Raw genomic sequence first — 25,520 nt, 5'->3', positions numbered from 1 at the left:
GTTGGGGAACTCAATGTTTAGTTGAGAAACATCATATTGGTTGCAGCATCATTGATGAAGGTAATTTCAGCTTGTTTATAAGTGTTTTTTGAGTTGTATTTGACTAGGTTAAAGTAGTACCACATCTCAATTTCATCCTTCTTTAAATTAGCTGGGCCATTTGATTGGCCAACAATACTGTCTGCATTAGATGGTTTGACAGGTTTACTTTTTTTAGTTGGTTGGCCTAGTGTTTGCAGTACAAACGCTTTATTTTTACCCTTGAATGTTTGAATAAACTCCATTTCTTGGTAGGTGTTATTTGGTTTAGTGTTTTCTGCAAAGCTTACGTTGCTGAAAAAAATGCCGATAATCAGACTGGTCATTGCCAGCGTTAAAGATGTTTTTGTGTTTTTCAAAATGGTGGTCCTTTGATGGTTAATAATTAGGTTTTACTTTGCGTGACACCAAACTGAATGGCGAGATGAACAAGGTTTGCTGTTGTATGTACGTTAAGTTTTTGTCTAATTTGGGTTTGAATGTTAGCAACGGTTTTATAGCTGATGTTTAAACTATCGGAAATGATGCTGAGTGAGTTACCAGCCGCTAGTTGCCTAAATACCTCAAACTCTCTAGGGGAAAGCTTTTCTAAAGGCTTGTTAGCTTCATTGATTAAATCGATGGCGAGATGTTGTGCTAGTTTTTGCTCTATAAATTTGCCACCTTTCATGATTTTATCAACCGCTTCTAATAAAATATTGACGTCATCCGTTTTAACCACGTAGCCTTTTGCGCCAGCTTGGATTGCACGCATTGCATAGATGTTGTCATCATGCATACTGTAGATGAGTACTTTTGCATCTTTGCTACGCGCTAAAATTCTTTGTAATGCCTCTAGGCCACCTAGTCCTGGCATGTCTAGGTCCATGAGCACTAAGTTTGGCTGGTGTTCTTGCCATAACAATATTGCGGACTCACCGCTGGACGCTTCTGCCACCACGCGATAGCCCCATTGTCCGAGTAAGCTTTTTAAGCCTTGTCTTACTACTGCGTGGTCATCCACTAATAAAATTGTTTTATTCATTCATTTACCCCAAGTAATTCCTGTGACATTGATTTTTAATCGCTGTATTCATTTTTAAAAATTCTAAATAGGGATTTGCGCGCTGATGGTTACACCTTTGCTGATATTGTTTTTTGCAATAAAGGTACCATTCAGTGCATCTATACGTTCGCGCATCCCGATGATTCCCATTCCATGTGAAGTTTCTTCAGCTTTGAACCCAACGCCATCGTCGATGATTTCTATACATAGCAACTGACCACGTTCATTTGAGATTGATTTGAGCGAGATGCTTACATTTAGTGCGTCAGCATGTTTTGAAATATTGGTGAGTGCTTCTTGGATGAATCTATAAATAGTGATGTTAATTTGTTCTGTAAATAACGATGAACACGCTTCAACATTAATATCTAAGTGAATGTTAGGTTGTTGTTCGTGCCACTCTTTAATCAGTATGCTGATAGCTTCAGTGCAGTCTTGGCTACTGGTTGGGGCGGGCCTTAAGCGACGCATCAATGCTCTTGTCATTGCTTGGATATGGTCGGCATTGGCTAAAATTCTTTTTGCATAAAGGGACGTGGATGCATGCAGATTTTGATCTTTTTTACTTAAATTTAATGCAGATGCATCTAAACGAATCGCTAATAGGTATTGGCCAATATCATCATGTAAATCTCTAGCAAGATGTAGGCGTTCAACTTCTTGTATTCTTAATACATGTCTAGTGAGTGCTTTGTTTTGTACTAGTAATTGCATTATTTTTTCTTCTGCTAATGCGCGTAAGTGAATTTCCTTATTGAGTTCTACCATTCTTCGTCTTGAGAACCATGCCATCCCTAGCGCAATTAGCAAAAGTAAGAATGGGATTTCATCTAGTTGCAGATCTTCGTATTGTGCAAACCAATTGGTAAGTGTTTCTGCCAAGTTAACCCACAGTATGAGTACATATATCAGTGCAATCACGACTGCGGTAGCTACTGCATCACGTTGAGAGTCTTTACGCATTTTCCAAAATTCATTGATTTTCATAAGGGAGTTATTGTTCTGTAAATAGAGAATCTTGAATAGGGGAATAATTCCCGATGATATGTAATGAAGTAAATAACTAGTTACAAGATGTAACTGTAATGAGTAATTTCATTTTTCATCGGGAATGTTTCATCTTATTTGGAAGATAGCCAAGGCACATAATGCACCTCGCCAAATTGATAATCATGATGGCTTCGGATTTATGCGGTTTAACCAATTTATAGGGAGACGATCAATATGAAACGCAAAGTTGCTAACGTCAGCGTTAGTGCAGCAATCGGCGGTTTACTTGTTCTTGCAGCAGTGCAAACTGCTTTTGCAGATGAGGATTTAACCAAACGTGTGAATGACCCAAACCAATGGGCAACGCAAACTGGTGGATACAACAGCCAGCATAATAGTACGCTAGATCAAATTAATAAAAATAACGTCAAGAATGTAAAGGCTGCATGGTCGTTCTCAACCGGCGTGTTGCATGGTCATGAAGGTGCGCCACTTGTGATTGGTGACATGATGTATATCCATTCTGCATTCCCAAACAATACGTTCGCTGTTAATTTAAATGACCCGGGCAAAATTGTTTGGTCTCATAAGCCAAAACAAGATGCCTCTACTAAAGCGGTCATGTGTTGCGATATTGTTGACCGCGGCGTGGCTTATGGTGCTGGTCAAATTGTTAAAAAACAAGCAGATGGTCACTTGTTAGCTTTAGATGCTAAAACTGGTAAGGTGAACTGGAAAGTTGAACTTTGCGACCCTAAAGTTGGTATGACGTTTACGCAAGCGCCATATGTGGTTAAAGATACCGTGTTGATTGGTTGTTCAGGTGCTGAATTGGGTGTGCGTGGTGCTGTGAATGCGGTTGATTTGAAAACTGGTGCATTGAAATGGCGTGCATTTGCTACAGGTCCTGATAATGAAATTCGCTTAGCTAAAAACTTTAACGAACATAACCCTCACTATGGTCAATTTGGTTTAGGTACTAAAACATGGGAAGGTGACGCTTGGAAAATTGGTGGCGGTACTAACTGGGGTTGGTATGCATATGACCCTAAATTGAATTTGTTCTACTATGGATCAGGTAACCCTGCACCTTGGAACGAAACCATGCGCCCTGGTGATAATAAGTGGACGATGACTATTTGGGCTCGTGATGTCGATACAGGCGAAGCAAAATGGGGCTACCAAAAAACACCTCATGATGAGTGGGACTTTGCAGGTGTAAACCAAATGGTGCTGACTGATCAACCTGTTCAAGGAAAAATGACACCGCTTCTTACGCACATTGACCGTAACGGCATTATGTACACACTCAATCGTGATACAGGTAAATTAATTTTAGCTGACAAGGTTGATCCAGCGGTTAACGTGTTTAAGAAAGTTGATCTAAAAACTGGTTTGCCAGTGCGTGACCCAGAGTTTTCAACACGTATGGATCATAAAGGTACCAATATCTGTCCATCAGCGATGGGTTTCCACAACCAAGGTGTCGATTCATATGACCCAGAATCACGTACCTTGTACGCTGGTTTGAATCATATTTGTATGGATTGGGAGCCGTTCATGCTGCCATACCGTGCAGGCCAGTTCTTTGTTGGTGCAACGCTAGCAATGTATCCTGGACCTAGTGGACCGACTAAAACAGAGATGGGTACTGTTCGTGCCTTTGATACTGTGACAGGCAAGGTGAAATGGTCTAAGTGGGAAAAATTTGCGGCTTGGGGTGGTACTTTGTACACCAAAGGTGGCTTAGTTTGGTACAACACTTTAGACGGCCATATCAAAGCATTGGATAAAAACAACGGTAAAGAGTTGTGGAAATTCAAAATGCCTTCAGGTGGTATCGGATCTCCTATGACTTACGCATTTAAAGGAAAACAATACGTTGCAAGTATGTATGGCGTAGGTGGTTGGCCTGGTGTTGGTCTAGTGTTTGACTTGACTGATCCAAGTGCTGGCCTTGGTGCTGTAGGTGCTTTCAAAGAGCTACAAAATCACACCAACATGGGTGGCGGTTTGATGGTGTTTAGCCTTTAAACCAAAACGTTAGTTGAATTAGTCATTAGCTGAATCAGTAAGGTAGTGCAGGATGGGTGGTTGATACCTATCCTGCACTCACCCAAGGCTTATCCAAATGAGTTTCATGTATCACCTATCAGTTTATGTTTCATGATGTTTATTTGGATGTGTCCTGAATTTTTTAGCATGAGGAGTATTTTTTAGCATGAAAAATAAAAAGTTTTTGCGTTCTGGTTTTAAGTCTTTAGTACTTGGTGTTTTAAGTTTGTGGGCAGTGCAGGTGTATGCCGATGATTTGAACGTATGTGCAGGAAAAAATGAAATGCCTTTTTCTAATGATAAGAAAGAGGGTTTTGAGAATGATATTGCAGAAATAATCGCAAAGTCATTGAATAAAAAATTGAATTATGTGTACTGGGATGATCCGCGCTATGCCGTTGGTTTTTTCTTAGATAAGAAGAAATGCGATGTGGTACTTGGCGTAGATAGTACAGATCCACGCGTGCTTAAGACTAAACCTTATTACAAAACTGGTTACGTGTTTATTACTAGAGAAGATCGTGAAATTGATATTTCTTCGTGGAACGATGATTTATTGAAAGAGAGAAATTTCCGCATTGGTGTCATGCCAGATAGTCCAGGCAAGGTGATGTTGCTACAAATTAATCGATTTGATGACATGTTTGATTATTTTGCAGAGAAGCAAAAATACCAGTCTACACGTAATAAATATGTGAGGGTTGACCCACAAGAGGTTGTGAACGATGTGTCTAACAAATATATCCATGCAGCCATGCTGTGGGCGCCAGAGGCGGCACGCTATGTGAAGCAATCAAAAGAACCTTTGAAAGTACAGTTGGTGAAAGATGATGCAAAAAAATCTAATGGTGAATCTGTACAAATGCACTATGAGATTGTGATGGGGGTGCGTAAGGATGATGTGCAATTACAACAGGCACTTAATAAAGCCATAGACGAAAAACGCAGTGAGATTGAGTCAGTACTTAAGCGCGAAGGCATCCCGCTGTTGCCTATTTAACAAAGTTTCGCAGTTAATTAATACCATTTAGAAAATATGTAGAGGTCAAGATGTTAGTTTTATCTTTTAAACGTAGCCAAATTTCAGCATTCTGTACAGCCGCAGTGATGGCAAGTTTCTTATCAGCATGTCATGCCTCTCCACAATCTGCTGCGTCAGATGAGCAGAAGGGCACTGTAGCAAAAGAAGCGCTAGTTCACCCAAATCCAGAGTCCTTAGGTCCTGTTTTAGACTTTAGAGGGACTATTTCTGGAGAACCACTAGACTTTAATGATGGAAAGGGCGCTGACTCTCCAGCCGTTCAGGAGTTTAAAAGAACTGGAAAAAACCCATATAACCTGAATGAAAACGTGATTAAAAATGGTTACACATTGTTTTCAACAGCATGTTCAGGGTGTCATGGACATTTGGCTGAAGGAAAGCTTGGGCCTGCACTTGCCGACGATTATTGGACATACCCAGGCAATGCTTATGACAAAGGTTTTTTTGAGACGATTTATGGCGGCGGGCAAGGCATGATGGGACCACAAAAAGGATTGATTTCACAAGATGAGATTCTTCAAATCATGAGTTGGATTCGTAGTGTGTATGTCGGTGACCCAAAGAAAGCCAAGTGGAAAAAATAATTTAGATGGAAAAATTAAAGTGTAAAAGTAATTTTGTACAGGAAAGTAATCTTGATAGTTAGATTAAATGAACATAGCAAGACGCTCACTGGTGGCGTTTTGTTAATAGTGCAATTTCACCAGCGACCATATGACAAGGAGATTTGAATGAAACGAATTTTGACTTTAGTAGCAATCGCAAGTGCAATGGTTGCATCAGGCGCAGCTTTTGCATATGACGGCCATAACTGTAAAGAACCAGGCAATTGCTGGGAAGCTAAACCTGGCTACCCTGAAAAAATCGCTGGTTCTAAATACGACCCAAAACATGACCCTAAAGAAGTAGGTAAACAACAAGCATCTATTCAGGCAATGGATGCACGCAATGCCAAACGGATTGCTAATGCAAAAGCCACTGGTAAATTTGATTACGATGTAGATTAATCAATATTGATTGCGGGCCGATGTCTTATGGCATCGGCTTTTTTGAGGGTTATTTCAGTAGAGCCTGAGCAAACATACCAATGATAGAAGCTACCGAAATCACCTTTGCATTTATTCATAGCATTATTTAACTTTAGAGCGATATTCAATCAACATGATGCTTAACAATCATATTAATTTACCAGAGTGGCGTGAGCGCGCGATTCAATTTGAACAGTCACTTAATAGCGTTGTGCTCGGATTAGATAAACAAGTTAGAGCGTTGACGATTAGTATATTTTCCCGTGGTCATGTATTGCTAGAGGGGGATGTTGGTGTCGGTAAAACAACTTTATTACGCGCGGCGGCGCATTTGCTTGGTGGCGAGTATGAGCGGATTGAAGGCGCTATTGATTTAATGCCTAGTGACTTTTTATATCATGCGTATCTTGATGAAAAGGGGCAGCCAGCAGTTGCGCCAGGTCCTTTATTGCAGCATGAAGAGAATTTAGCTGTATTTTTCTTTAACGAAATTAACCGTGCTAGGCCACAAGCGCATAGCTTGTTATTGCGCTTAATGGCTGAGCGTAGCACGCAGGCATTTAATCGTGAATACTCATTTCCTCATCTCACTGTATTTGCCGATAGAAATCGCTTAGAGCGAGAAGAAACATTTGAGCTGCCTGCCGCTGCAAGAGATCGCTTCTTTATGGAAATCTCAGTTGAAGCGCCGAATGATAGAGACTTACAGCGTGAGTTGATGTTTAACGCACGTTTTCACAATGTAGATGTTTTGATTGATAGCTTACCTGCTGGGTTAGTGCCATATGCTGCACTTAATGAGGTGTCTGATGCAATTCAGTCTAGCGTTCGTGCGGAGTTAGCTTTGCAGGATTATGCCGTTAACTTGTGGCGTGCATTACGCGCGCCAAGTGAAGTAGGCATTGTTTTAGAAGATGTTGATGTTTCTAGATTAGTAGCTGGAGGTGCTAGCCCCAGAGGAATGGCGATGCTGATGCGTGCTGCGAGGTGCAGAGCATGGCTAGAGGGTCGAGACTACCTAACGCCTGATGATATTAGAGCGGTGTTTTATGAAACGGTAGCGCATCGCATATTTTTCACGCCAGCTTATGAGTTACGCCGTGAAAGTATCGCGCCACGCTTACTTAATTGCGTGTTAGATCAAGTATCTGCACCTTAAGTATTTTTTATTCATCAATCGGTTTCATCATTCAATTGAGTCATTTTTTATCCAGTGAATTTTACTATCGGCTAGTGTGGCGCTCTAGAAGCGTACAGCCAGGTAGCCATGCTACACGCACGTCTGGTGGAAGTGCTGATTTTCGTGGGTATGTACCATTTTTAGAAAATACTAATCCAAGGCGCATTGATTTACGTGCAAGTTTACGCACATTTCCTCAGCAACTGATGGTGCGTGCTTATTATGAGCGTGGTGCGATTGCTGTGTATGCCATACTTGATTTGTCTGCGTCCATACGGTTTTCAGGCAATTCCAATAAAACTCAGTTGATGGCTGATATCACAGCATCCATTGCATGGTCTGCACAACGCAATGGAGATGCATTTGGCATGGTTGCTTGTGATGATGAGATGAAAAGTGATTTGTTTGAAGCACCTTCGTATCGACGTGGCATTGCAGACGAGGTGTATGAAAAACTAATCAACATCAGTAGTTTAGCGCAGGTTGGAGCCAGTGCTCTGCCTCGCGCAATTACGCAGTTAAGAAGAAAACGGTCTCTAGTTTTTTTAATTTCAGACTTTCATTTAGATGAGCGCTTACTAAAAGAGACATTAGCCTCACTATCACCACATGATGTTGTGCCAGTCGTGCTATGGGATAGTGCAGAGTATCGTGATATTCCAAACTGGGGGTGGGCACGCGTGCGTGACTTAGAGACAGGCAATGATCAATCGTTATTTCTTAGGCCAAGCTTGGTGAAGCGAATTAAGGAATCTTATGCAATCCGACGTGCAGAGATTATTTCTAGCTGTTTATTGGCAGGGACACGCATGCCATTTTTTATTGAAGATCACTTTGATGTAGAAGCTTTGACACGTCATATGTTGGAGGCTAGTTAACAATGTCGAACGCTTGTATGCCTTTATATGGCTCACTTTTTATTTTAATCACTTCATTCGCTAATGCCTCAGATGAGCAAGATCAAATTAAAAATATCGAACATCAAGATCGTGCGGTTTTAGTGAAGTCCAACGTTGAGGAACTTGGCTACCGTGTTGGTGATATTGCGCATCAGACCGTTGAAGTGATTACACCAAAAGGGTATCGCTTAGATGAAACCTCAATACCAGCCATAGGTAAGGGGGCTGCCAATATAGAGTTACGGCATGCAGATTGGAAACAAACCGATTTTGCTAACGATACTCGTCACCACATTACTTTGGAATGGCAGGTATTTAGAGTGATGCAGGAGGCAAGATACTACGCTTTAAGACCATTGCATTTACAGTTTAAACAAAAGAAACGAGCTATCGCGATTGATATTCAACCAGCGCAAGTGTTGGTTTCATCTGTATTACCTTCGCAGATGAATAAAGAAACGATGGCGCTGCGTGCGGATATTAAACCTAAGCTTCACAATATATCAATCTATGTAGCAATGCTGGGGCTAGCCTCATTTACGTTTTTATTGACACTAGTCTATTTTATTTGGCACTTTGATTGGTTTCATTTGCGAGTGAGCAAGGCTCAGCCATTTAGACGAGCTTACCGTGAGATTAAAAGATTGAGCAAAGCTAACAGCGCTGAGATTGCAAATACCTTTAAAGCAATGGGGATTTTGCGTAGCGCTTTTGATGCCAGTGCAGAATTCACATTAACGATAGAGCGTTTGTCACTACTTTATCAACATTGCGCATGGTTACTACCTATGCAGCAGGACATTGAGCATTTTTATTTGGTTTCTGAGCTTGCATTCTTTGCAGGAGAACAGCCAAAGTTAAGTCTGATACAACTCAAAAAATTGAGTCATCAACTGATGCGTTTAGAGTCTATCTAAATCTTAAAATATATGATTATTGTATAAATGAGCGATTTTTTTCATCATTCAGGTATTGAGTATCCTTTGCTACTGATGCTGCTTCTTTTGGGATTATTCCCTTGGTTTGTACGCGGACATGAGTCATTCCCACATCCATCTTTGCTGAGCCTACCTAAAGATACGCTTTCAATTTGGGTAGAGCGCGTATGGCGTTTGCTCGGGTCGCTACTCATCATGTTTATGGTACTTGCTCTTGCTGGCATTTACTGGGGAGAACCAGTGGTTGAAAGGGTCGGTCGTGGCGCTCACATCATGATGGTGCTTGATAGAAGCGCGAGTATGAATGATGACTTTGCAGATAAACCAGCAGAAGGTAGTGTCTCTAAAATGGCTGCGGCGCGACGTGTATTACAAACATTTGTAGATAAAGGCCATGAAGATTTAATTGGCATGGTTACGTTTAGCACATCACCCATTTTAGTCGCACCGTTAGGTGGGGACAGAGAGGCTGTGAAGTCTGCCTTAAAGGCAACTGACGCTGGTGGGATGGGGTTTACTGCGATTGCGCGAGGGTTGGGATTAGCGCTGGATTATTTTGAAGGAAAACCTATGACAGGTTCCCGCGTTGTTTTATTAGTCTCTGATGGTGGTGCGCATTTGGATATGAAAACACAAGATATGCTACGGACTATGTTTGTTAGGCAGGGTGCTTCACTTTACTGGATTTTTCTGAGATCGGCGAATGGTGCCAGCTTATCTGCGCCACCAGAAGAGGGGCGTGAGGACGCTTATCCAGAGTATCACTTACATCAATTTTTTAGCACATTAGGGGTGCCATACAAAGCTTATGAGGCTGAAAGCCCACATGCTGTAGAGACAGCAATGGCGGATATTGCACGTTTGAAAAATCAACCTGTGCGCTATTTTGAGGCAGCCCCACGACATAATTTAGCAAGCCTATTTTATCTGCTAGCGTTGTTGTGTGGCTGTGGCTTATTTGCATTACATTTAACGGAGGTTAAGCAATGGCGCGCCACCTGAACATCATGCCATTGATGGTTGTTGTACTCATTGTTTCGATGGTTACCATTGTGATGACAGCTAGAGGTTTGTATTTAGCCAATCGCTATAACGACAATCTAAATAGCAATCGACTACATAATACCACTACACATGAGGCTGTTTTTGCAGATGCCTATCTATGGAAACAAAAAGCAAACGACCAAAAGTCATTAGCTTTATATGCCAGTATTACAAATTCAAAAGATACGAATATTGGTCAATCTGCGCATTACAACACCGCAAATATTTATTTAAGCCAAGCAACTAAACTACTTGATGATCATGGCTTAGAAGCATGGGATAAAGCCATGCCACTATTATCGTTGGCTAAAGAAAGTTACCGTGACGCATTACGCCTTAAACCAGATTGGATAGATGCTAAGTACAACTATGAACTAGCGCTCAGGCTATCTCCCATCATAGAGAGTCAGGGTAGAAAAGCATCTAAAGAAGATGAGGAAGAAAAAGACATGGGCGTTCCTCCCGATGGCTGGCCATCAATTCCTGGGTTTCCACGTGGTATGCCATGATAAGTTGGTGGCATAAGCTAGATATACGAGGTAAAGCATTATTGCTTGCAATCATATTGTTAGTGATTTGCTTATTTCAGCCACACATGAAGTTACCTAAACGTGTATATGACTGGTTGATTGTGCTTGACATCACACAAAGCATGAACGTGCGCGATATGCAGCTAAGTGAACGCTCTTTAAGCCGCTTAGTGTTTGCTAAAGAGGGTGTTCGCGAGGCATTACGTGCATTACCATGTGGTTCGCGGGTCGCGTTAGGCTTATTTACAGAGCGAAACACAACCACCATTACACATCCGTTAGAGGTGTGTACTCATTTTAGTGCATTAGATGAAACTGTTTCACGTTTAGATTGGCGTATGGCTTGGGCTGCTGACTCTTTTATTAGTCATGGCTTATTTGATGCGATTGCAAAAACTGCAAAAATTGATGACCAAATGAATATTGCATTCATCACTGACGGCCATCAGGCTCCTCCCGGAAACCCTGACTATATGCCTAAGTTTGAAGGTAAAGCCGGGCAGGTAAAAGGTTTAATCGTAGGGGTTGGTGGTTTAAAGCCAAGTTTAATTCCTAAGTTAGATGACAAAGATAATATTACTGGCTATTGGGAGTTAGATGACGTGCAACGATATGCAACTTTTGGCATGGCAAGAGTGCAATCAGCATTGGAAATGGAACAACAGCAAGCAGATGGAATGCACGGGCGAAACGCACCTCATGGTAGTGCCCCTACAGAAATTAATCATGCCAATCTTTCTGGACAAGATCAGGCTAGTTTAAAAAAATTGGCAAACGAAACAAGGCTTAACTACATAAATCTCCAAGAGGTTAATCAACTGAATGATGCATTTTCTAGCAGGAAAATGTCTGTATGGCGCATGGCAGATACTGATCTACGTCCATGGTTTGCTATACCAGCGATGTGCCTAATCATTTTATTTTTTATACCAGCTACCTTTTTAAACCAATTATTTCAACGTGTGATTAAGAGAAAGAGAAAATGAAGAGAATATATGCACTAATTTTGATGGCAGTTGCAGCACCAGCGATTGCACACGGACCAACCCCACAAAAAACTGATCAGTCTGCGCTGATTGGCGCAGCACCTGATGTGGTTTGGAAACTATTAAGTGAACCATGTGCGATTAAAGATTGGCATCCTGATGTCGTTGGATGTGAGTCAATAACTCCACTTAAGCGTACATTAGTACTAAAAAACGGTAGCAAAATTAACGAAGAAATTGATGAAATATTACCTAGCGAAATGAGTATTTCATATCGCTTGGGTGATATTGATATTAAAGCCTTACCTGTCAGTTCATTGACTGGGCGCCTCAAGGTAAGTGCTGATGGTGCTGGTTCTAAAGTGATGTGGGTGGCGCGTTATTATCGTGCTGATACAACAAACGAGCCTCCCAAAGGTCTGGATGATGAATCTGCATTAAATGCTGTCAACGCTTATGTTAAAGCCGCATTAGTTGGTTTAGAAAAGCCTGTACCAAAAAAGTGAAATCCCCTAAAGAATCAACAAAAGGGCAGGATTCTTGGTGGGGAAAATTTAAGCGCTTATTTAGTTAAAGTTGTTTAAAACTATCTGTGACATGAGTGAGTGAAATGCGCATTACCAATTTGATGCCTGCATTTAATCTTTCCTTAACATTAGCTGAAATTTTAGCTAGTGCATCTGAGCTGATAGCCTCTAATTTCTTAGGGCTATCAGATTAGCCTTTCTCACAAAAGGCATCACGTAATTTTCTAATACCTAGCGATAGCTCCTTTACATCTAGACTACCAAAACCAAGTCTAATTGCATGGACTTCTTGAGATGAGGCTGAGAAAAGCGTACCAGGTAGAATGCGTACGTTCTTATTTAGCGCATTTTTCTCTATCTCATTTATATTTAAGCCGTGATTAAGGCGTAACCAGAATGCAAGCCCTCCGCTAGGCTCATCAAAATTTACAAAATCACTTAACTGGCTATTCACTAGATTCATTAAGACATTCCGACGTTCGTTATAAATTTTAAATGTTCTGCGAATATGCCGTTTAATCTCGCCAGAGATCATCAACTCTGCAACCACTAACTCGGTGATTGAGTTGCCTTGTCTATCAATTAACATCACCTCATGCGCACACTGATCAATAAATGCTTTTGATGCAACGAGATATCCAACGCGTAGCCCAGGCGCGAGCACCTTGGATAGTGATCCTACATAGATAACTCTATCACCATGATTGGTGCTTGCCAGTGGAAATACTGGGCGATGCGAAAAGTGAAACTCGTGGTCGTAGTCATCTTCTACAATGGTGAAATCATATTGCTTGGCAAGCATGAGTAGTTTTAGTCTACGTTCTGCAGTCATAATGACGGTGGTAGGAAACTGATGGTGAGGAGTGACGTAAATGGCTTTAATGGGGAATTTTCTGCACAGTTTTTCAAGTGCGACCACATCTATGCCATATTTATCCTGACCTACGGTCAGGATTTTTGCACCACATGACTGGAATGCTTCCCTTGCAGGTGGGTAACTTAAATCTTCCACAACGACATAATCATCATGCTTGGTTAAAACGCGAGCAGCCAAAAAAATCCCCATTTGGCTACCGCGTGTAGTACAAACTTTATTTTCATCAACATTAAGACCTCTTTCCATATTGAGCATGGTCGCAATGGCTTGGCGTAACGCTATGGAGCCTCTTGGGTCACCATACCCAAGCTTATTGGCTTTTTTGGGGCCGAGTAATATATGCCTAAATGCACGCGAAAGCGTATCGCAAGGAATCAAACGTGTATCTGGAATCCCGTCGTTGAAATCAATCGTACTAGCAGAAGATGTTTGATATAAAGTTTGCGTACCTGTTGTATCTTCTGAGCTAGAAGCTATCTTGTCGTTTACTTGGCTGGCACTTTCCAAGGCAGTGAAGTTAGGTAAGTCAGCAGAAACAAAAGTACCCCTTCTGCTTTGTGTGGTAAGCCAGCCTTGAGCAATCAGTTCATCATATGCCAGCACAACGGTTTTTCTATTTACCTTGAGTTTTTCAGATAAATCCCTTGTGCCCGGCATTGCAGTTGACGGTGCAAGCCTACCTCTTTGAATTTCATCAATAATTTGTTGTGCAATTTGCAAATAAACAGCTAATCCAGAAGTGTGCGTAATCGTTAAGTTGAGACTCCATGAGCGAAGCATTTCTTATCCTTTACAACATTATTTAGCTGATAAAACGCATTGGAAAAACAAAAAACGGCTGTAATCAACCGAAATTTACAGAAAACTGGCTGATGTAAACCATATTGTAACTCTAAATTCTACTGGACCAGTTAGCTTATTTAAACTGGATGGTTCTTTGGTTTTTACATTCTGTTACATTGCATTCACTACTTGTTACAACGAAATTGAAAGTTTTGTAACCCTTAACTTGGTTCCACTCATTGAACCTTTTAACAACAATGGTTAGTAAAGGAATACTCATGTCACCACCACTAGATCATCAATTAACAGACTGGCGTAATCATGCTTTAAAGCTAGAAAATGAAGTTAAAAAAGTTATCGTCGGCCAAGATAAAGCCATTAGGTTAATGAATATTGCCATTTTTGCGCGTGGTCATGTATTGCTGGAAGGTGGCGTAGGTGTGGGCAAAACCACATTGTTACAGTCTATTGCACGATGTATTGGCGGTGCTTATGAGCGAATTGAAGGTACGGTAGACTTAATGCCGAACGATTTAATTTATCACACATATTTAGGTGAAGATGGTAGGCCAAAAATTGATGAAGGTCCTTTACTACGCGCAGGTGAAAATTTATCTGTTTTCTTTTTTAATGAAATCAATCGGGCCAGACCACAAGTACATGCCCTAATGTTGCGCGTGATGGCAGAGCGACATATTAGTGCCTTCAAAAAAGAATACCGGCTGCCACATATGGTAGTGTTTGCAGATAGAAATCAGGTTGAAAAAAATGAAACCTTTGAAATTCCATCAGCAGCACGTGACAGATTTATGATGGAAATACCGATTGAGATTCCAGAGGATCGCGAATTAAGAAAATCACTCATGTTCAATGTGAAGTTCCAACACGCTGAAAACCTGACCAAGCAAGTAGAGTCTAATGTACTGCAGTTTGATCAACTCAATCAATTTTCAGATACGCTACAAAGCCACATCAAATCAAGCCCAACGCTGGAAGATTACGCAATCGACTTATGGGAATCCACTCAGTCACCAGCCAAATTTGGCATAAAAATGGACAGCGTTGATGTGAATCGTTTAGTCCATACAGGTGCTAGTCCTCGTGGCATGGGTATGCTACTTAAGGCGGCTCGTGTCAATGCATGGTTGATGAATCGAGATAGTTTGTATCCTGAAGATATTCATGCCGTGTTTCATGAGTTAATTGCACATAGACTAGTATTTAACTCTATGTATGAGAACCGCAGAACTCAGTTGGCGCGTGAGTTTACAACACAGATATTAAACACTGTTGCTGTACCAGCACAGGCTAAAGCAGCATGATTCCAGCATACGCCAAACCATTCTCATATCAAATCCCCTGGAAGTCCAGCAGCATTCATGCTGGTGATCACCGAGGCTCCCAGCGCGGATTAGGGTTTGAATACAGGGGTAACGTCTCGCTGATTGATCATCCGGATGCTAGGCGCATGGATTTACGTCAGACCTTGCGAGACCCTTATGAGCAGATACAAGTTAAGTTGTTCAATCAGGATAATACGACGCCTATTTTTGCCGTATGCGACTGCTCAAGCTCAATGCAGTATAAGGGATATGTGCGTAAGCTTGATTTGGCAATGGAAGTCGCTGCATCTGTCGCTTATTCAGCGTTTAATGCTGGGGATGTATTTAGCTTCATAGGCTACAACCATGAAGTGCTTGAAGATTTTACTTTGCCTTTAAGTCATCACGTATACCAATCTTTTGAATTGATTGATCAGTTAAAAAATTACAAACAGATGCATATTGATGCTGATGGCATTCTAGAAGTGCCGCAATATCTTAGTCAGCATCGTGGGTTGGTATTTTGGATTTCTGATTTTCACATGCCATTAGAACTGCTTGAGCAGGCACTCAACGCAATGTCTGTGCATCAAATTGTTCCAGTAGTGCTTTGGGATGATCAGGAGTATAAAAAGCTGCCTAAGTTTGGGTTTGGCAACATGCTAGACCCCGAAACAGGAATGAGTCGCAGCATTTTCTTTAGAGATTCAGTGAGAAAGCAATTTGAAGCAGTGTTTATGAAACGTAAAGAACAGTTGGAAAACATCTTCGCAAGTTTTGATTACCAGCCAATTTACCTGAAAGAGTCCTTTAATGCTGAATTGATGTCTGAGTATTTTGAACAATTTATGGGCTAAGTAAGGCTTTTGCACACACCTTAAAAAAGATATTAAGAATCTATGAAAAATTTTAAAACCAAGTGTTATGTTTTATTAGGGATGTTTGCGATTTTTAACGGTGCTATCGCGCAGGAATCGAAAATATCTGAAGCTAAAATCATTAGTGTTATTAATCCATTACAGAGCCACAATATTCAAGTCGGTGATGTATTGTCTAGAAAAATTATATTAGACGTTAAGGCACCTTATCAATTATCACTACAAACATTGCCAATGAAGGGAGTAAGACATGACGATGTTGAGTTAAGTCAGATCAGCATTACTCAGTCAGCCTCTAAAGAGGGAATACAGTACAACATTGATTTGCGGTATCAGGTGTTTAGTGCAGTATTTGTGCCCAGCGTGTTGCAATTACCAGCAGAAAAATTTGCACTTACTGGGGGTCCGCAGGCATTGTCGGTTAATCTTCCTGCTTGGAAATTCTGGTTTTCTTCTTTAGCCCCAAAAGGGATGACTAAAGCAAGAGAAAACATGCATATGCAGTTTAAACCTACCCAAATTGATTTGCAGCAACATAAAAATAAGCTGATTGTTTTTACTGGAATCCTAATGGTTGGTTTACTAGGCTTGGTTTACATCAACGCAGATAAGCGCTGGTTGCCGTTTATGAATGGCGCTTTTGCTAAAGCACATCGAAAACTGAAGAAACTACCTAAAAATGCTGAGGGTGAGAAGCAAGCACTAAGTGATATGCACCAAGCATTTAATCAACTGCATGGTAGTAATCTCTTTGCAAATGAATTGAATAGCTTTTTGACTAAACATCCAGCATTTGTGAAACTCACAAAAGAAATTGAAGCGTTCTTTGAGCAGTCTAATCAAGCGCTATTTGCACAGAAAACTCAAAGTAGTGAACAGCTGATGGCTGACTTAATGGTATTAAGTCGTCGCTTACGTGATTGTGAACGGGGCGTTTGATGACATTACTTAACCCATGGTTTCTTCTGCTACTTCCACTCGCATTTGTGCCATTTTGGCTGAAAAGTCATCAAGGTCAGATGTATTCTTGGCTAGCGTTAGCGCCAGAAGATAGATTTTCAGAAATTGCTAATCACATTGTTAAAGCAATCATTACTTTACTGTTATTGAGTATTATTTTTGCGCTTGCATCGCCTCAAGGTGCAGAGAGAAAAATACAAAAAATTGGTAAAGGTGCCCAGACGGTATTGGTAATTGATCGTAGCGTGAGTATGGATAAGCCTTTTGCTGGGGACCCTACTAGCGGTGTGGCCACCGAAATCAAATCAGCGGCTGCTAGGCGTCTTATCACCAAGTTTATTAATGAACGCCCAGACGACATGATGGGGGTAGTCAGTTTTACAAACTCAGCTTTGTATAACGTGAAAATCACAAATAATCGAGAGGCCATTCACTCTGCTATCAAAGCGGCTACTAGTTCGGCATTGAATCAAACTAATATCGGCTCTGGAGTAACGGAGGGTATTGCCATGTTCGATAAGATTCAAAGCTCAGGCTCTCGTGCAGTGATTTTGTTGTCGGATGGTGCAGGGAAAATTAGCCCTCGTGTTAAGCAAAAAATTGCAGAGCAACTAACGGATAAAAAAATAAATTTGTATTGGATCGTGTTGCATGAGCCAGACCAAGTCAGCATTTTCACCAAGCAAAAATTTAGAGAGGGCGAGGTCACAAGCCTTGAGCTTCATAAATACTTTAGTAGCCTTAAAATTAAGTACAAGGCATTTGAGGCAGATAACCCAACGACACTGCAAGCAGCTTTGCAGTATATCGATTCAAAAGAGAAAAATGTCATTCAATATACAGTGACTGTCCCAGGGCATGACTACTCAAAAAACTTAATCATCATGGCATTGGTACTTGCCTTACTTATATTAATCATTAAAAATTTAAGGGTACACTCATGGCAAAATACATAAAAAACAGCAACCTTATATTTGGGCTGCTTCTTATGGCAGGTCTGATTGGGACCATATATGAAGCTTACCAATATAGAAAAATTTCATTGGTCAATCAGGCAATTGCGACTAATCAACAAATTAATGACAACGCCTTCCCATATCAACAAAAGTTTGCAGCAGCTTATGATCAGGGGAGTAAGCAAGATTATAAGCATGCAGTTCAGACTTATGGGCAATTGTTGGAAACAAACCCCTCTATGACTGAGCAGGCCAAAATACAATTTAACATCGCGAACAATTTATTTATATTAGGTCTTGTTCGCCGAGTGAATGAGGATGGTTCGCTGCAAGATGATGCAAGGTATGCCTATACGCAAGCCAAAATGGCCTACGAGCAATCGTTACGTTTAGATCCAACTTTGGGCTCAGTAAGGTTTAACCTTAGTTTGTTGCAATCCACTTTAGCCCAGAATACAAAAATAGCGCTTAAGGAACAGTCCGCAATGGAACTTAGCAACCTACCGATTGGATTGCCATGAATAAGCTATTCACTTGGTTTAAAAGTAACTACGAAACGGCTCTCTACATAGTGGCATCAGCACTATTATTGCTTGCTTTAATTAAGCCTGAAATTCAATTAAAGCAGGAAGTGCATAATTATCTGTTACTGGCAGATGTTTCACAAAGCATGAATGCTGAGGATGTAAAACTCAACAACCAAAATGTCAGCCGTATGGCATATACGAAGCACTTAATGACTAAAATTGTAGAATCATCACCATGTGGTACACATATCAGTGTCGGAGTTTTTGCATCAGACAATGTTGCTTTACTGATAAACCCTTTAGAGGTGTGTGAAAACTATGATGTGCTTAATGACACCATCGACCATATTGAATGGCGTATGGCGTGGAAAGGCGATAGTCGATTAACGATAGGCGTGCGCGCAGCTGCTACTTTATTTGACTCATTAAACACACCAGCAAAGCTACTTTTCTTTACTGATGGTGACGAAGCGCCAAAGCTTAATGTAACCATTAGGCAGAACCTAGATGGCGTACAAATAGGTAAACACGTGCTGTTCGTTGGTGTTGGGGGCAAAGAACATGTCGCTGTGCCACGCTATAATTCCTTAAATAAATGGGTGGGGTTTTGGCCATCAGGGGAGAATAATAGTACAGGTGGTGGTGTGAACTACACCGATACTAGTCAGGATGAGCCTGATCCTCAAGTTGCTTCCGCAGAATATGATCGTTACTTATCGAAGCTTGAGGATGAGCACCTTAAAGAGTTAGCAGCGGAAATTAAAGCGAGTTATATAGAAGGTAGCAATACGCCACAGTTTTATGAGTATGTGCAAGAGCAAAAACCTGCTGCTAGTTTTGTGACTGCATATTCAGTGCGATGGATATATTTAGTGCTAGCGATGATGTTGATATTGGCTACGTACATACCAAGCATGCTTAGACGCTAATTTAAATTAGCCACTATTCTCAAAGTTATTATTTTAGAAATTAAAAATTTGAATTGGTAAAATTATTACCATGGAAATTGAGCGTCTAAATCTTTAGAAAAATTTAGACGCTCATTAGAACATAAACTTCTAATCGTTAATTAACGACCTTGTTTTTATTATCAGAAGTCGTAACGAATCCCACCAAACACCTGACGACCACGGCCAACAGACATACCATCTACACGGCTTGCTAAGTATTCACGGTCAGTTAAGTTATACCCGCTCACAAAGTAAGTCGCTTTAGACCCCACTGGTTTGAAGTTCACAGAAGCGTTAAACAATGTATAAGATGGCACATCACCAGCTAAACCAGATAATGCAGCATCGACTGGATCTAACACTCTAGCAAAAGCATCAACTTCTTGCTTACTGATGTAAGTAGCGCCAATGCGCGCGTCTAACCCTACTGGATGTTGATAACCTACGCTAACAGATGCTAAATGACGTGGTGCATAAGGTAAACGATCACCACTGACAATACCACTGTCAGCATCTGGACCATCTTTCTTGAACTTCGCTGTGAAGGTATTGGTGTACGAACCTAATACATAGATATTATGCGCTGTGTTGTAAATTGTACCAAAGTCGATACGACCTCCCAATTCCAAGCCAGACATCTGTGACTCACCACCGTTCACAAACTCACCAGAACCGTTATTCACGACAATGTCGTCAAATTGAGTATGGAACAAGGTAGATGCGAAGCTTACCCCTTTGAAGTAGTTTGAACGCACACCGATTTCCCAGTTAGTGCTGGTTTCAGGTTTGGTTTTATCTACAACAGCAGAGTCAGGGCCATCAGCACGTAAATCACGGTCAGGACGTGGTGGCGCAAAGCCTTTATGCACACCACCAAAGAAAGTCGTATTGGCAATCCCATTCCAAGCAACCCCTAAACCAGGCAACACCTCAGTTTGGTTGTTAGTTAGTTTAGATTCAGGGTTGTTTTGCACTTCACCATCAGCACGTCGTACATCGGTCTTGATTTTAATATCTTCGATACGCACCCCTGGTGTAATGGCCCAGTCATTCACGTGGAACGTGTTTTGTGCGTAATAAGATTTAGCCTCAACTTTGATACCGATATCTTCACGTGATAACGAATTAGCCTGCGCATAAGATAGACTTTGGAATCTTGGGTCAGCACCACGGAACTGCCTTCTTCTAATGTCTTCTTCATGGTAACGGAAACCAAGCACTGCATCACTGTCGACACCAAATAAATTATGGCTCACATCTAAACGTGGCTCAATACCCCAGTAGTTATAGCTTCTAGGGCGATGGCGACCACCACACTGCTCTGCCGTAGCTTCGGTCAATTCTAAACCACTACATCTATCCATCACGGTAACACCCGTTGATTCGCCAGCGTCATCGTCGTCATAACCACCAGGTGCATCGGTCTGACGGAATGAACTACGGTATGAATGAGCATAGTACGCTTGAGTTGATAACTTCATTTTGTCATCAATTTGGAAAATATGTTGTAACTGTGCAGATTTACGCTCATGTTCAAAGAAGTCATTCTTGCCTGATGGCGCTTGGAATTTATCTCTTGCATAATCAACTTCACCCAAGCCTGTTTCAGACACGTGAGACTCTTCTTTGTAATAGCCAAGTTTAGCAATTAGAGTTTGACGATCCGTTAGATTTAACTGGCCTTTTAATGTGTATTCCTCTACATCAAAGTCGTGATTATCACGAATACCATCGCCTTCTTTTTTAATCGCGTCGACCATGATGCCGCCGCGTTCATTGCCGTAACCTACGTTGGCATGTAAGCCATAAAAGTCGTTATTACCACCCACTGCGGATACGCTACCTGCCAAGCCGTCTTTAGGAACTGGTTTAGTCACAAAGTTAATCATGCCGCCTACTGTTTGTGGGCCATAAAGTACTTGACCTGAGCCTTTAACGACTTCAATACGGCTAACACGGTCTAGCATAGGAATATAGTGAGAGGAAGGGTCGCCATAAGGAGCTAAGAATAAGGGCATACCATCTTCAAGTAACAGTGTGCGTGAGGTACGGCGTGGATCCATACCGCGGATACCAATATTTTGTGCTAAACCTAATGGGTCTTCATTTTGTACGACATTCACACCTGGTACGTTACTTAGTGCTTCTTTAATTGAGAAGGGGCGGCTTGCTTCAAGTTCTTTTTCACTGACAATATCGAAAGAGCCAGGCACTGACTCTAATTTCTCAGGCAAAATACCTGTTACTTCCACTTTGTCTAACTTAATCGCTTCTTTAGTTTCGTCCGCGTACACTGGTTGTATAAATACAAGCGGAATTAGGGTAGCTAATACTTTCTTTTTAAACATCATAATAATAAACCTCGGATTTACATGAGAGGTTGAATTATCCAGCTAAAAATACATGCAAATAGATGAACATATTCACGCTGACATATAGGAAAAAATCCCTATGTTTACAAAATGTGTTTTTAGTAAGATTGATAATAAGGAGATAAATACATAAAAATAATAAAATGATAAGTGTGCTAATTGAATTTTAGATTAGTCCTATACTAGGAGTGGTCAATTTCAGATCCGTAGTATTTTTTTCATTTTAAAGCTACGGCTGTATAGCTTGATACTCTTCGTTTGTCGATGATTTTAATAGGTGATGAATGAGTTGATTACAAAGGGATAAAATCCCAAGTTTAAAGTGGTATAACTCCCTAGGAGCATTGATATTGTTATTGTTAAACTGGGCACCAGTTAATCTCCAAATTAGCTAGATAAGTACCTTTTAAGCCATGTAGCCAAAACTACGTGGCTTTTTTTTATAGTTCGGGAGTTTCTCCTGTATCTGTTTTTGAAAATCTCATTAAAATGCATCGGTAACTTAATCTTCAACTCATATGAATCTTAAACTCAGACTTAATCTAATCATTACAGCATTGCTATTGTTAGTCATGTTGATTGGTGCATTGTTGATGATTCGCAACGCACGTGACGATGTACGTGCGGAGGTGGAGTCAACAGCATTGTTAGCACTGCACCTATTAGATGCTGAGATTCTGCACTACACCTCAGATTATGTGTGGTTAAACGGCGTTAATCCTAACAGGGCATCAATATTTAGATTGCAAAGTCTTGAGAATGTGCGTCATTTGCGCATTGACTTTTTTGATGCCAGAGGGAACCTTAGAGATAGTAATCGCCCTGTAGCTAAAGTAGATGAGTGGCCTGCCCCCCCATGGTTTTTAAACGCAATGGATGCCGTTTCTGAGACGATGCCTCCCATTAAAAGACAAATATTTGCTAATGGAAGAATATTAGGTGAGTTAGTTGTTACGCCTGACCCATCTTATGAGATTGCAGAAATCTGGAGTGACATACTAGGGATATTGGTATTGGTGTCCATCTTTTTCGTCGTGGTAAACGCAATGATTTATTGGGCAGTTGGGCGAGCGCTTCGCCCAGTTAATCGTGTGTTGGTTGCATTGTCGGAGCTAGAGCAAGGCAACTTAGATTCACGTTTGCCAAGCTTTACCTTGCCTGAACTGACCGACATAAGCGGTAAATTTAATGCAATGGCCGAAACGCTGCAAAACAGTATTAAAAGTAACCATCAACTAACGCAACAAATGATTAGCTTGCAAGAGGATGAGCGAAAAAGCCTAGCTCGAGATTTGCACGATGAAGTTGGGCAGCATTTAACCGCTATTCATATTGATGCTTCCACAATTTTACATGCTAAAACGATTGACGATGCGCGTGAAAGTGCCAAAGCGATTGATGTGGTGGCAAGGCAAATGATGAATATCGTCCACGGCATGTTGCAACGCCTAAGACCTGGCAGCTTAGACGAGCTTGGACTTAAAGCAGCCTTACAAGATTTAATTGATACTTGGGTGCAAAGAAACCGCAGTATTGCAGTAGATGTATCGCTCTCAGGTGATTTTGTCGGTGCTGATGAGACTGTGACGATTGCAATATATCGAATTGTTCAAGAGTGTTTAACGAATATTGCGCGACATTCAGATGCTACTAAAGTCGTCGTGAGTCTTCACCGAGAATCTGACGAACTCATATTAAGTGTGGAAGATAATGGCAAAGGGTTTAATCCAAAATTGGTTTCATCGGGCTTTGGTGTTGCTGGTATGCGAGAGCGCGTGCAGGGGCTGGGCGGTCATTTTGAACTCAACAGCCGAGTTGGTTTTGGTGTGCAAATTCAAGCGAAGTTGCCATTTAAAAAGAAAGTAATGTGATGAGTATTGGTATTCGTATTGTGTTGGTGGATGACCATGCCGTTGTACGGTCAGGTCTGAGGCGTTTGCTAGAGCAAAACACAGGCATGCATGTAGTAGCAGAGGCAGATAGTGGGGAGCAGGCATATCAGTTGTATGGTGAGCATTTGCCGGATGTTTTAGTGATGGACATGTCGATGCCAGGGATGGGTGGGCTAGAGTCGTTAAGAAGAATTCTGACGCGTTACCCATCAGCACGAATTGTTATTTTTTCGATGCATGAGAACGCTGCATTTGCATCACAGGCATTATCTGCTGGTGCGCGTTGTTATGTTGCAAAGTCTGGCGCAGCTGATGATTTGGTCCGTGCAGTTAAAGAGGCTTCTGCTGGTAGAGGTTACCTAAGTCCGTCAGTTGCACAAAATATCGTATTACAAACAATGTCTGGTGGCGAAGATCCTACACAGCGCTTATCTGCTAGAGAATTTGAGGTTTTTCGGATGCTAGCAGAAGGTAGCAATGTTGAAGATATCGCGTTAACGCTCAAAATTAGCCAAAAAACAGTGGCGAACTATCAAACCTTATTAAAGCAAAAGCTCGGAATATCTAGTCCAGTAGAGTTGGTCAGATTGGCAATGCGTCATGGCGTGATAGAGAGTTAAGCTAAGATATTTTTAGATTGATCCCTTGAGTTACCACCACCATCACAAGTTTTACCGATTAATTTTCGGCAGTTACCCTAATTTTGTATAAGGACGTTATATGAATCAATCTTTTTCGTTGCGGAAATTACCTCTGACATTGCTGTTTTTATTGTCTAGTCATCTTACCTTTGCTGGGTTTGATGAAGGTAAGGCTGCGATGCTAAGCCATGATTACACTAAAGCGATGCAAGAGTTTTTACCATTAGCTAAAAATGGTGATGTTAAGTCGCAACACATTGTAGGCATGATGTATGACGAAGGTCAGGGAGTGAAGCAAAGTTACGTAGATGCAGCGCTTTGGTATGAAAAAGCTGCGTTGCAAGGTGACTTAGATTCTCAGTATAACTTGGGTGTGATGTACGCACAGGGACAGGGCGTTGCAAGAAGTGATGAGAAGTCTGCCTCATGGTTTAACAAAGCGGCTGAAAAAGGACATGTACTTTCCCAATTTGCCTTGGGTAGAATCTATACCATAGGTCGGGGCGTAAAGAAGGATGATAAGGTAGCAGCAAAGTGGTATCGCAAGGCGGCTGAACAAAATCACTTTAAAGCCCAGTTGGTTTATGGACAGATATGCGCTGAAGGACGGGGTGTACCTAAAAGTGAAAAAGAAGCGGCTAAATGGACTCAAAAATCCGCAGAGCAGGGCCACATGAAAGCGCAATATGCCCTTGCACAAATGTATAGAGATGGCCGTGGCGTCATAAAGAATAATGCACTTTCATATGCTTTGTTTGATGTCGCAGGTCGCGATGGACATGGCGCGGCAGTTCAAGAGCGTGATGCGTTACTGAAGGTCGCGACGCCAGAGCAAATTGCACAAGGTAAGTTGCTTGCTTCTCAATGGGTTAAAGCTAGTCCCATCATAATATCAGAGGCTAACCCATTGAAATTAAAATAATTAATATCTTTATAGTCTCCATATTAAGGCCATCTAACGATGGCTTTTTTTATTTTAATATCCCAGTCCATGCAGGATTTTATCCCGACTATACGCAGGAACTCTTCTCATGTACTGCAACGCAACTTTGCCTATAG

At 41.3% G+C, this 25,520-nt stretch carries 25 protein-coding genes; 20 read left to right on the top strand and 5 right to left on the bottom strand.

Annotation, left to right across the window (positions count from 1 at the left end; translation table 11 throughout):
* Nucleotides 1–17: 17 nt before the first annotated feature.
* The 3 genes from Q7U33_RS05845 to Q7U33_RS05835 form a co-directional block, all read right to left on the bottom strand.
* Nucleotides 18–398, bottom strand: a complete 381-nt coding sequence (locus Q7U33_RS05845; protein WP_304858687.1) for a hypothetical protein — start codon at nucleotides 396–398, stop codon at nucleotides 18–20.
* Nucleotides 399–424: 26 nt separating this feature from the next.
* Nucleotides 425–1,063, bottom strand: coding sequence for a response regulator transcription factor (locus tag Q7U33_RS05840; protein WP_304858686.1), 639 nt, complete (start codon nucleotides 1,061–1,063; stop codon nucleotides 425–427).
* A 63-nt stretch (nucleotides 1,064–1,126) separates the two neighbouring features.
* On the bottom strand, nucleotides 1,127–2,071 hold the full coding sequence (locus Q7U33_RS05835) for a histidine kinase (RefSeq protein ID WP_304858685.1): 945 nt from the start codon (nucleotides 2,069–2,071) through the stop codon (nucleotides 1,127–1,129).
* Between the two features lie 237 nt (nucleotides 2,072–2,308).
* Here Q7U33_RS05835 and Q7U33_RS05830 point away from each other — a divergent pair, with 237 nt between their 5' ends.
* From Q7U33_RS05830 to Q7U33_RS05780, 11 genes are all read left to right on the top strand, one after another.
* Nucleotides 2,309–4,108 carry a methanol/ethanol family PQQ-dependent dehydrogenase gene (locus tag Q7U33_RS05830; RefSeq protein WP_304858684.1) on the top strand — a complete coding sequence of 600 codons (1,800 nt, stop codon included), beginning with the start codon at nucleotides 2,309–2,311 and terminating at the stop codon, nucleotides 4,106–4,108.
* 187 nt (nucleotides 4,109–4,295) lie between these two features.
* Nucleotides 4,296–5,129 carry a methanol oxidation system protein MoxJ gene (moxJ, locus tag Q7U33_RS05825; protein ID WP_304858683.1) on the top strand — a complete coding sequence of 278 codons (834 nt, stop codon included), beginning with the start codon at nucleotides 4,296–4,298 and terminating at the stop codon, nucleotides 5,127–5,129.
* A gap of 50 nt (nucleotides 5,130–5,179) precedes the next feature.
* A complete protein-coding gene (gene moxG, locus Q7U33_RS05820; protein WP_304858682.1) occupies nucleotides 5,180–5,755 on the top strand; it encodes a cytochrome c(L), periplasmic in 576 nt (191 codons plus the stop codon).
* 147 nt (nucleotides 5,756–5,902) lie between these two features.
* Nucleotides 5,903–6,178, top strand: a complete 276-nt coding sequence (locus tag Q7U33_RS05815; protein ID WP_019899192.1) for a methanol dehydrogenase [cytochrome c] subunit — start codon at nucleotides 5,903–5,905, stop codon at nucleotides 6,176–6,178.
* Nucleotides 6,179–6,332: 154 nt separating this feature from the next.
* The gene (locus Q7U33_RS05810; protein WP_304858681.1) at nucleotides 6,333–7,358 is read left to right on the top strand and encodes a MoxR family ATPase; all 1,026 of its coding nucleotides are present in this window, start codon (nucleotides 6,333–6,335) and stop codon (nucleotides 7,356–7,358) included.
* A 74-nt stretch (nucleotides 7,359–7,432) separates the two neighbouring features.
* A complete protein-coding gene (locus tag Q7U33_RS05805; protein WP_304858680.1) occupies nucleotides 7,433–8,257 on the top strand; it encodes a DUF58 domain-containing protein in 825 nt (274 codons plus the stop codon).
* 2 nt (nucleotides 8,258–8,259) lie between these two features.
* Nucleotides 8,260–9,195: a hypothetical protein gene (locus tag Q7U33_RS05800; protein WP_304858679.1), complete on the top strand. Its 936-nt coding sequence runs from the start codon at nucleotides 8,260–8,262 to the stop codon at nucleotides 9,193–9,195.
* A gap of 27 nt (nucleotides 9,196–9,222) precedes the next feature.
* Nucleotides 9,223–10,218 (top strand): vWA domain-containing protein, encoded by a 996-nt coding sequence (locus tag Q7U33_RS05795; RefSeq protein WP_304858678.1) that lies wholly within the window; start codon nucleotides 9,223–9,225, stop codon nucleotides 10,216–10,218.
* Nucleotides 10,203–10,769, top strand: coding sequence for a hypothetical protein (locus Q7U33_RS05790; protein ID WP_304858677.1), 567 nt, complete (start codon nucleotides 10,203–10,205; stop codon nucleotides 10,767–10,769). The genes Q7U33_RS05795 and Q7U33_RS05790 overlap by 16 nt, the downstream gene beginning before the upstream one ends.
* The gene (locus tag Q7U33_RS05785) at nucleotides 10,766–11,776 is read left to right on the top strand and encodes a vWA domain-containing protein (RefSeq protein ID WP_304858676.1); all 1,011 of its coding nucleotides are present in this window, start codon (nucleotides 10,766–10,768) and stop codon (nucleotides 11,774–11,776) included. The genes Q7U33_RS05790 and Q7U33_RS05785 overlap by 4 nt, the downstream gene beginning before the upstream one ends.
* The gene (locus tag Q7U33_RS05780) at nucleotides 11,773–12,282 is read left to right on the top strand and encodes an SRPBCC family protein (protein ID WP_304858675.1); all 510 of its coding nucleotides are present in this window, start codon (nucleotides 11,773–11,775) and stop codon (nucleotides 12,280–12,282) included. The genes Q7U33_RS05785 and Q7U33_RS05780 overlap by 4 nt, the downstream gene beginning before the upstream one ends.
* Nucleotides 12,283–12,493: 211 nt before the next feature.
* Here Q7U33_RS05780 and Q7U33_RS05775 read toward each other — a convergent pair whose 3' ends face one another.
* The gene (locus Q7U33_RS05775; RefSeq protein ID WP_304858674.1) at nucleotides 12,494–13,960 is read right to left on the bottom strand and encodes a PLP-dependent aminotransferase family protein; all 1,467 of its coding nucleotides are present in this window, start codon (nucleotides 13,958–13,960) and stop codon (nucleotides 12,494–12,496) included.
* Between the two features lie 281 nt (nucleotides 13,961–14,241).
* Here Q7U33_RS05775 and Q7U33_RS05770 point away from each other — a divergent pair, with 281 nt between their 5' ends.
* The 6 genes from Q7U33_RS05770 to Q7U33_RS05745 are packed head-to-tail and all read left to right on the top strand — an operon-like array spanning nucleotide 14,242 to nucleotide 19,535.
* Complete coding sequence (locus Q7U33_RS05770) at nucleotides 14,242–15,285, top strand: MoxR family ATPase (RefSeq protein WP_019899180.1); 1,044 nt, start codon at nucleotides 14,242–14,244, stop codon at nucleotides 15,283–15,285.
* Nucleotides 15,282–16,142, top strand: coding sequence for a DUF58 domain-containing protein (locus Q7U33_RS05765; RefSeq protein WP_304858673.1), 861 nt, complete (start codon nucleotides 15,282–15,284; stop codon nucleotides 16,140–16,142). Before Q7U33_RS05770 ends, Q7U33_RS05765 begins: the two co-directional genes overlap by 4 nt.
* 42 nt (nucleotides 16,143–16,184) lie before the next feature.
* Nucleotides 16,185–17,102: a nonribosomal peptide synthetase MxaA gene (locus tag Q7U33_RS05760; RefSeq protein WP_304858672.1), complete on the top strand. Its 918-nt coding sequence runs from the start codon at nucleotides 16,185–16,187 to the stop codon at nucleotides 17,100–17,102.
* Entirely contained in the window at nucleotides 17,102–18,079 is a 978-nt protein-coding gene (locus tag Q7U33_RS05755; RefSeq protein WP_304858671.1) for a vWA domain-containing protein, read from the top strand. Before Q7U33_RS05760 ends, Q7U33_RS05755 begins: the two co-directional genes overlap by 1 nt.
* Nucleotides 18,064–18,600 carry a hypothetical protein gene (locus tag Q7U33_RS05750; protein WP_304858670.1) on the top strand — a complete coding sequence of 179 codons (537 nt, stop codon included), beginning with the start codon at nucleotides 18,064–18,066 and terminating at the stop codon, nucleotides 18,598–18,600. Before Q7U33_RS05755 ends, Q7U33_RS05750 begins: the two co-directional genes overlap by 16 nt.
* Entirely contained in the window at nucleotides 18,597–19,535 is a 939-nt protein-coding gene (locus Q7U33_RS05745; protein ID WP_304858669.1) for a vWA domain-containing protein, read from the top strand. The genes Q7U33_RS05750 and Q7U33_RS05745 overlap by 4 nt, the downstream gene beginning before the upstream one ends.
* Nucleotides 19,536–19,696: 161 nt before the next feature.
* On the opposite strand, the gene Q7U33_RS05740 is transcribed toward Q7U33_RS05745, so the two are convergent.
* Nucleotides 19,697–21,907, bottom strand: a complete 2,211-nt coding sequence (locus Q7U33_RS05740; protein WP_304858668.1) for a TonB-dependent receptor domain-containing protein — start codon at nucleotides 21,905–21,907, stop codon at nucleotides 19,697–19,699.
* 539 nt (nucleotides 21,908–22,446) lie between these two features.
* Between Q7U33_RS05740 and Q7U33_RS05735 the strand changes: the two genes are divergently transcribed.
* From Q7U33_RS05735 to Q7U33_RS05725, 3 genes are all read left to right on the top strand, one after another.
* Nucleotides 22,447–23,799 (top strand): ATP-binding protein, encoded by a 1,353-nt coding sequence (locus tag Q7U33_RS05735; protein WP_304858667.1) that lies wholly within the window; start codon nucleotides 22,447–22,449, stop codon nucleotides 23,797–23,799.
* Nucleotides 23,799–24,440: a response regulator transcription factor gene (locus Q7U33_RS05730; RefSeq protein ID WP_304858666.1), complete on the top strand. Its 642-nt coding sequence runs from the start codon at nucleotides 23,799–23,801 to the stop codon at nucleotides 24,438–24,440. Before Q7U33_RS05735 ends, Q7U33_RS05730 begins: the two co-directional genes overlap by 1 nt.
* A 100-nt stretch (nucleotides 24,441–24,540) precedes the next feature.
* Entirely contained in the window at nucleotides 24,541–25,383 is an 843-nt protein-coding gene (locus tag Q7U33_RS05725) for a tetratricopeptide repeat protein (RefSeq protein ID WP_304858665.1), read from the top strand.
* The last annotated feature ends 137 nt before the right edge of the window (nucleotides 25,384–25,520 follow it).

This window comes from Methylotenera sp. (genome assembly GCF_030653755.1).
In the GTDB taxonomy this organism is placed as follows: Bacteria; Pseudomonadota; Gammaproteobacteria; order Burkholderiales; family Methylophilaceae; genus Methylotenera.
The sequence above is the reverse complement of the archived record's forward strand: the minus strand, read 5'-3'. Positions and strand labels throughout refer to the sequence as shown.

Excerpts from the sequence above, each read along its gene's own strand:
- Q7U33_RS05795 (WP_304858678.1), top strand. The coding sequence starts at position 9,223 with ATGAGCGATTTTTTTCATCATTCAGGTATTGAGTATCCTTTGCTACTG.
- Q7U33_RS05770 (WP_019899180.1), top strand. The coding sequence starts at position 14,242 with ATGTCACCACCACTAGATCATCAATTAACAGACTGGCGTAATCATGCT.
- Q7U33_RS05765 (WP_304858673.1), top strand. The coding sequence starts at position 15,282 with ATGATTCCAGCATACGCCAAACCATTCTCATATCAAATCCCCTGGAAG.
- Q7U33_RS05755 (WP_304858671.1), top strand. The coding sequence starts at position 17,102 with ATGACATTACTTAACCCATGGTTTCTTCTGCTACTTCCACTCGCATTT.
- Q7U33_RS05730 (WP_304858666.1), top strand. The coding sequence starts at position 23,799 with ATGAGTATTGGTATTCGTATTGTGTTGGTGGATGACCATGCCGTTGTA.
- Q7U33_RS05835 (WP_304858685.1), bottom strand. The coding sequence starts at position 2,071 with ATGAAAATCAATGAATTTTGGAAAATGCGTAAAGACTCTCAACGTGAT.
- Q7U33_RS05810 (WP_304858681.1), top strand. The coding sequence starts at position 6,333 with ATGATGCTTAACAATCATATTAATTTACCAGAGTGGCGTGAGCGCGCG.
- Q7U33_RS05760 (WP_304858672.1), top strand. The coding sequence starts at position 16,185 with ATGAAAAATTTTAAAACCAAGTGTTATGTTTTATTAGGGATGTTTGCG.
- Q7U33_RS05745 (WP_304858669.1), top strand. The coding sequence starts at position 18,597 with ATGAATAAGCTATTCACTTGGTTTAAAAGTAACTACGAAACGGCTCTC.
- Q7U33_RS05840 (WP_304858686.1), bottom strand. The coding sequence starts at position 1,063 with ATGAATAAAACAATTTTATTAGTGGATGACCACGCAGTAGTAAGACAA.
- Q7U33_RS05815 (WP_019899192.1), top strand. The coding sequence starts at position 5,903 with ATGAAACGAATTTTGACTTTAGTAGCAATCGCAAGTGCAATGGTTGCA.
- Q7U33_RS05740 (WP_304858668.1), bottom strand. The coding sequence starts at position 21,907 with ATGATGTTTAAAAAGAAAGTATTAGCTACCCTAATTCCGCTTGTATTT.
- Q7U33_RS05800 (WP_304858679.1), top strand. The coding sequence starts at position 8,260 with ATGTCGAACGCTTGTATGCCTTTATATGGCTCACTTTTTATTTTAATC.
- Q7U33_RS05780 (WP_304858675.1), top strand. The coding sequence starts at position 11,773 with ATGAAGAGAATATATGCACTAATTTTGATGGCAGTTGCAGCACCAGCG.
- Q7U33_RS05775 (WP_304858674.1), bottom strand. The coding sequence starts at position 13,960 with ATGCTTCGCTCATGGAGTCTCAACTTAACGATTACGCACACTTCTGGA.
- Q7U33_RS05725 (WP_304858665.1), top strand. The coding sequence starts at position 24,541 with ATGAATCAATCTTTTTCGTTGCGGAAATTACCTCTGACATTGCTGTTT.
- Q7U33_RS05735 (WP_304858667.1), top strand. The coding sequence starts at position 22,447 with ATGAATCTTAAACTCAGACTTAATCTAATCATTACAGCATTGCTATTG.
- Q7U33_RS05790 (WP_304858677.1), top strand. The coding sequence starts at position 10,203 with ATGGCGCGCCACCTGAACATCATGCCATTGATGGTTGTTGTACTCATT.
- Q7U33_RS05785 (WP_304858676.1), top strand. The coding sequence starts at position 10,766 with ATGATAAGTTGGTGGCATAAGCTAGATATACGAGGTAAAGCATTATTG.
- Q7U33_RS05750 (WP_304858670.1), top strand. The coding sequence starts at position 18,064 with ATGGCAAAATACATAAAAAACAGCAACCTTATATTTGGGCTGCTTCTT.
- moxG (WP_304858682.1), top strand. The coding sequence starts at position 5,180 with ATGTTAGTTTTATCTTTTAAACGTAGCCAAATTTCAGCATTCTGTACA.
- moxJ (WP_304858683.1), top strand. The coding sequence starts at position 4,296 with ATGAAAAATAAAAAGTTTTTGCGTTCTGGTTTTAAGTCTTTAGTACTT.
- Q7U33_RS05830 (WP_304858684.1), top strand. The coding sequence starts at position 2,309 with ATGAAACGCAAAGTTGCTAACGTCAGCGTTAGTGCAGCAATCGGCGGT.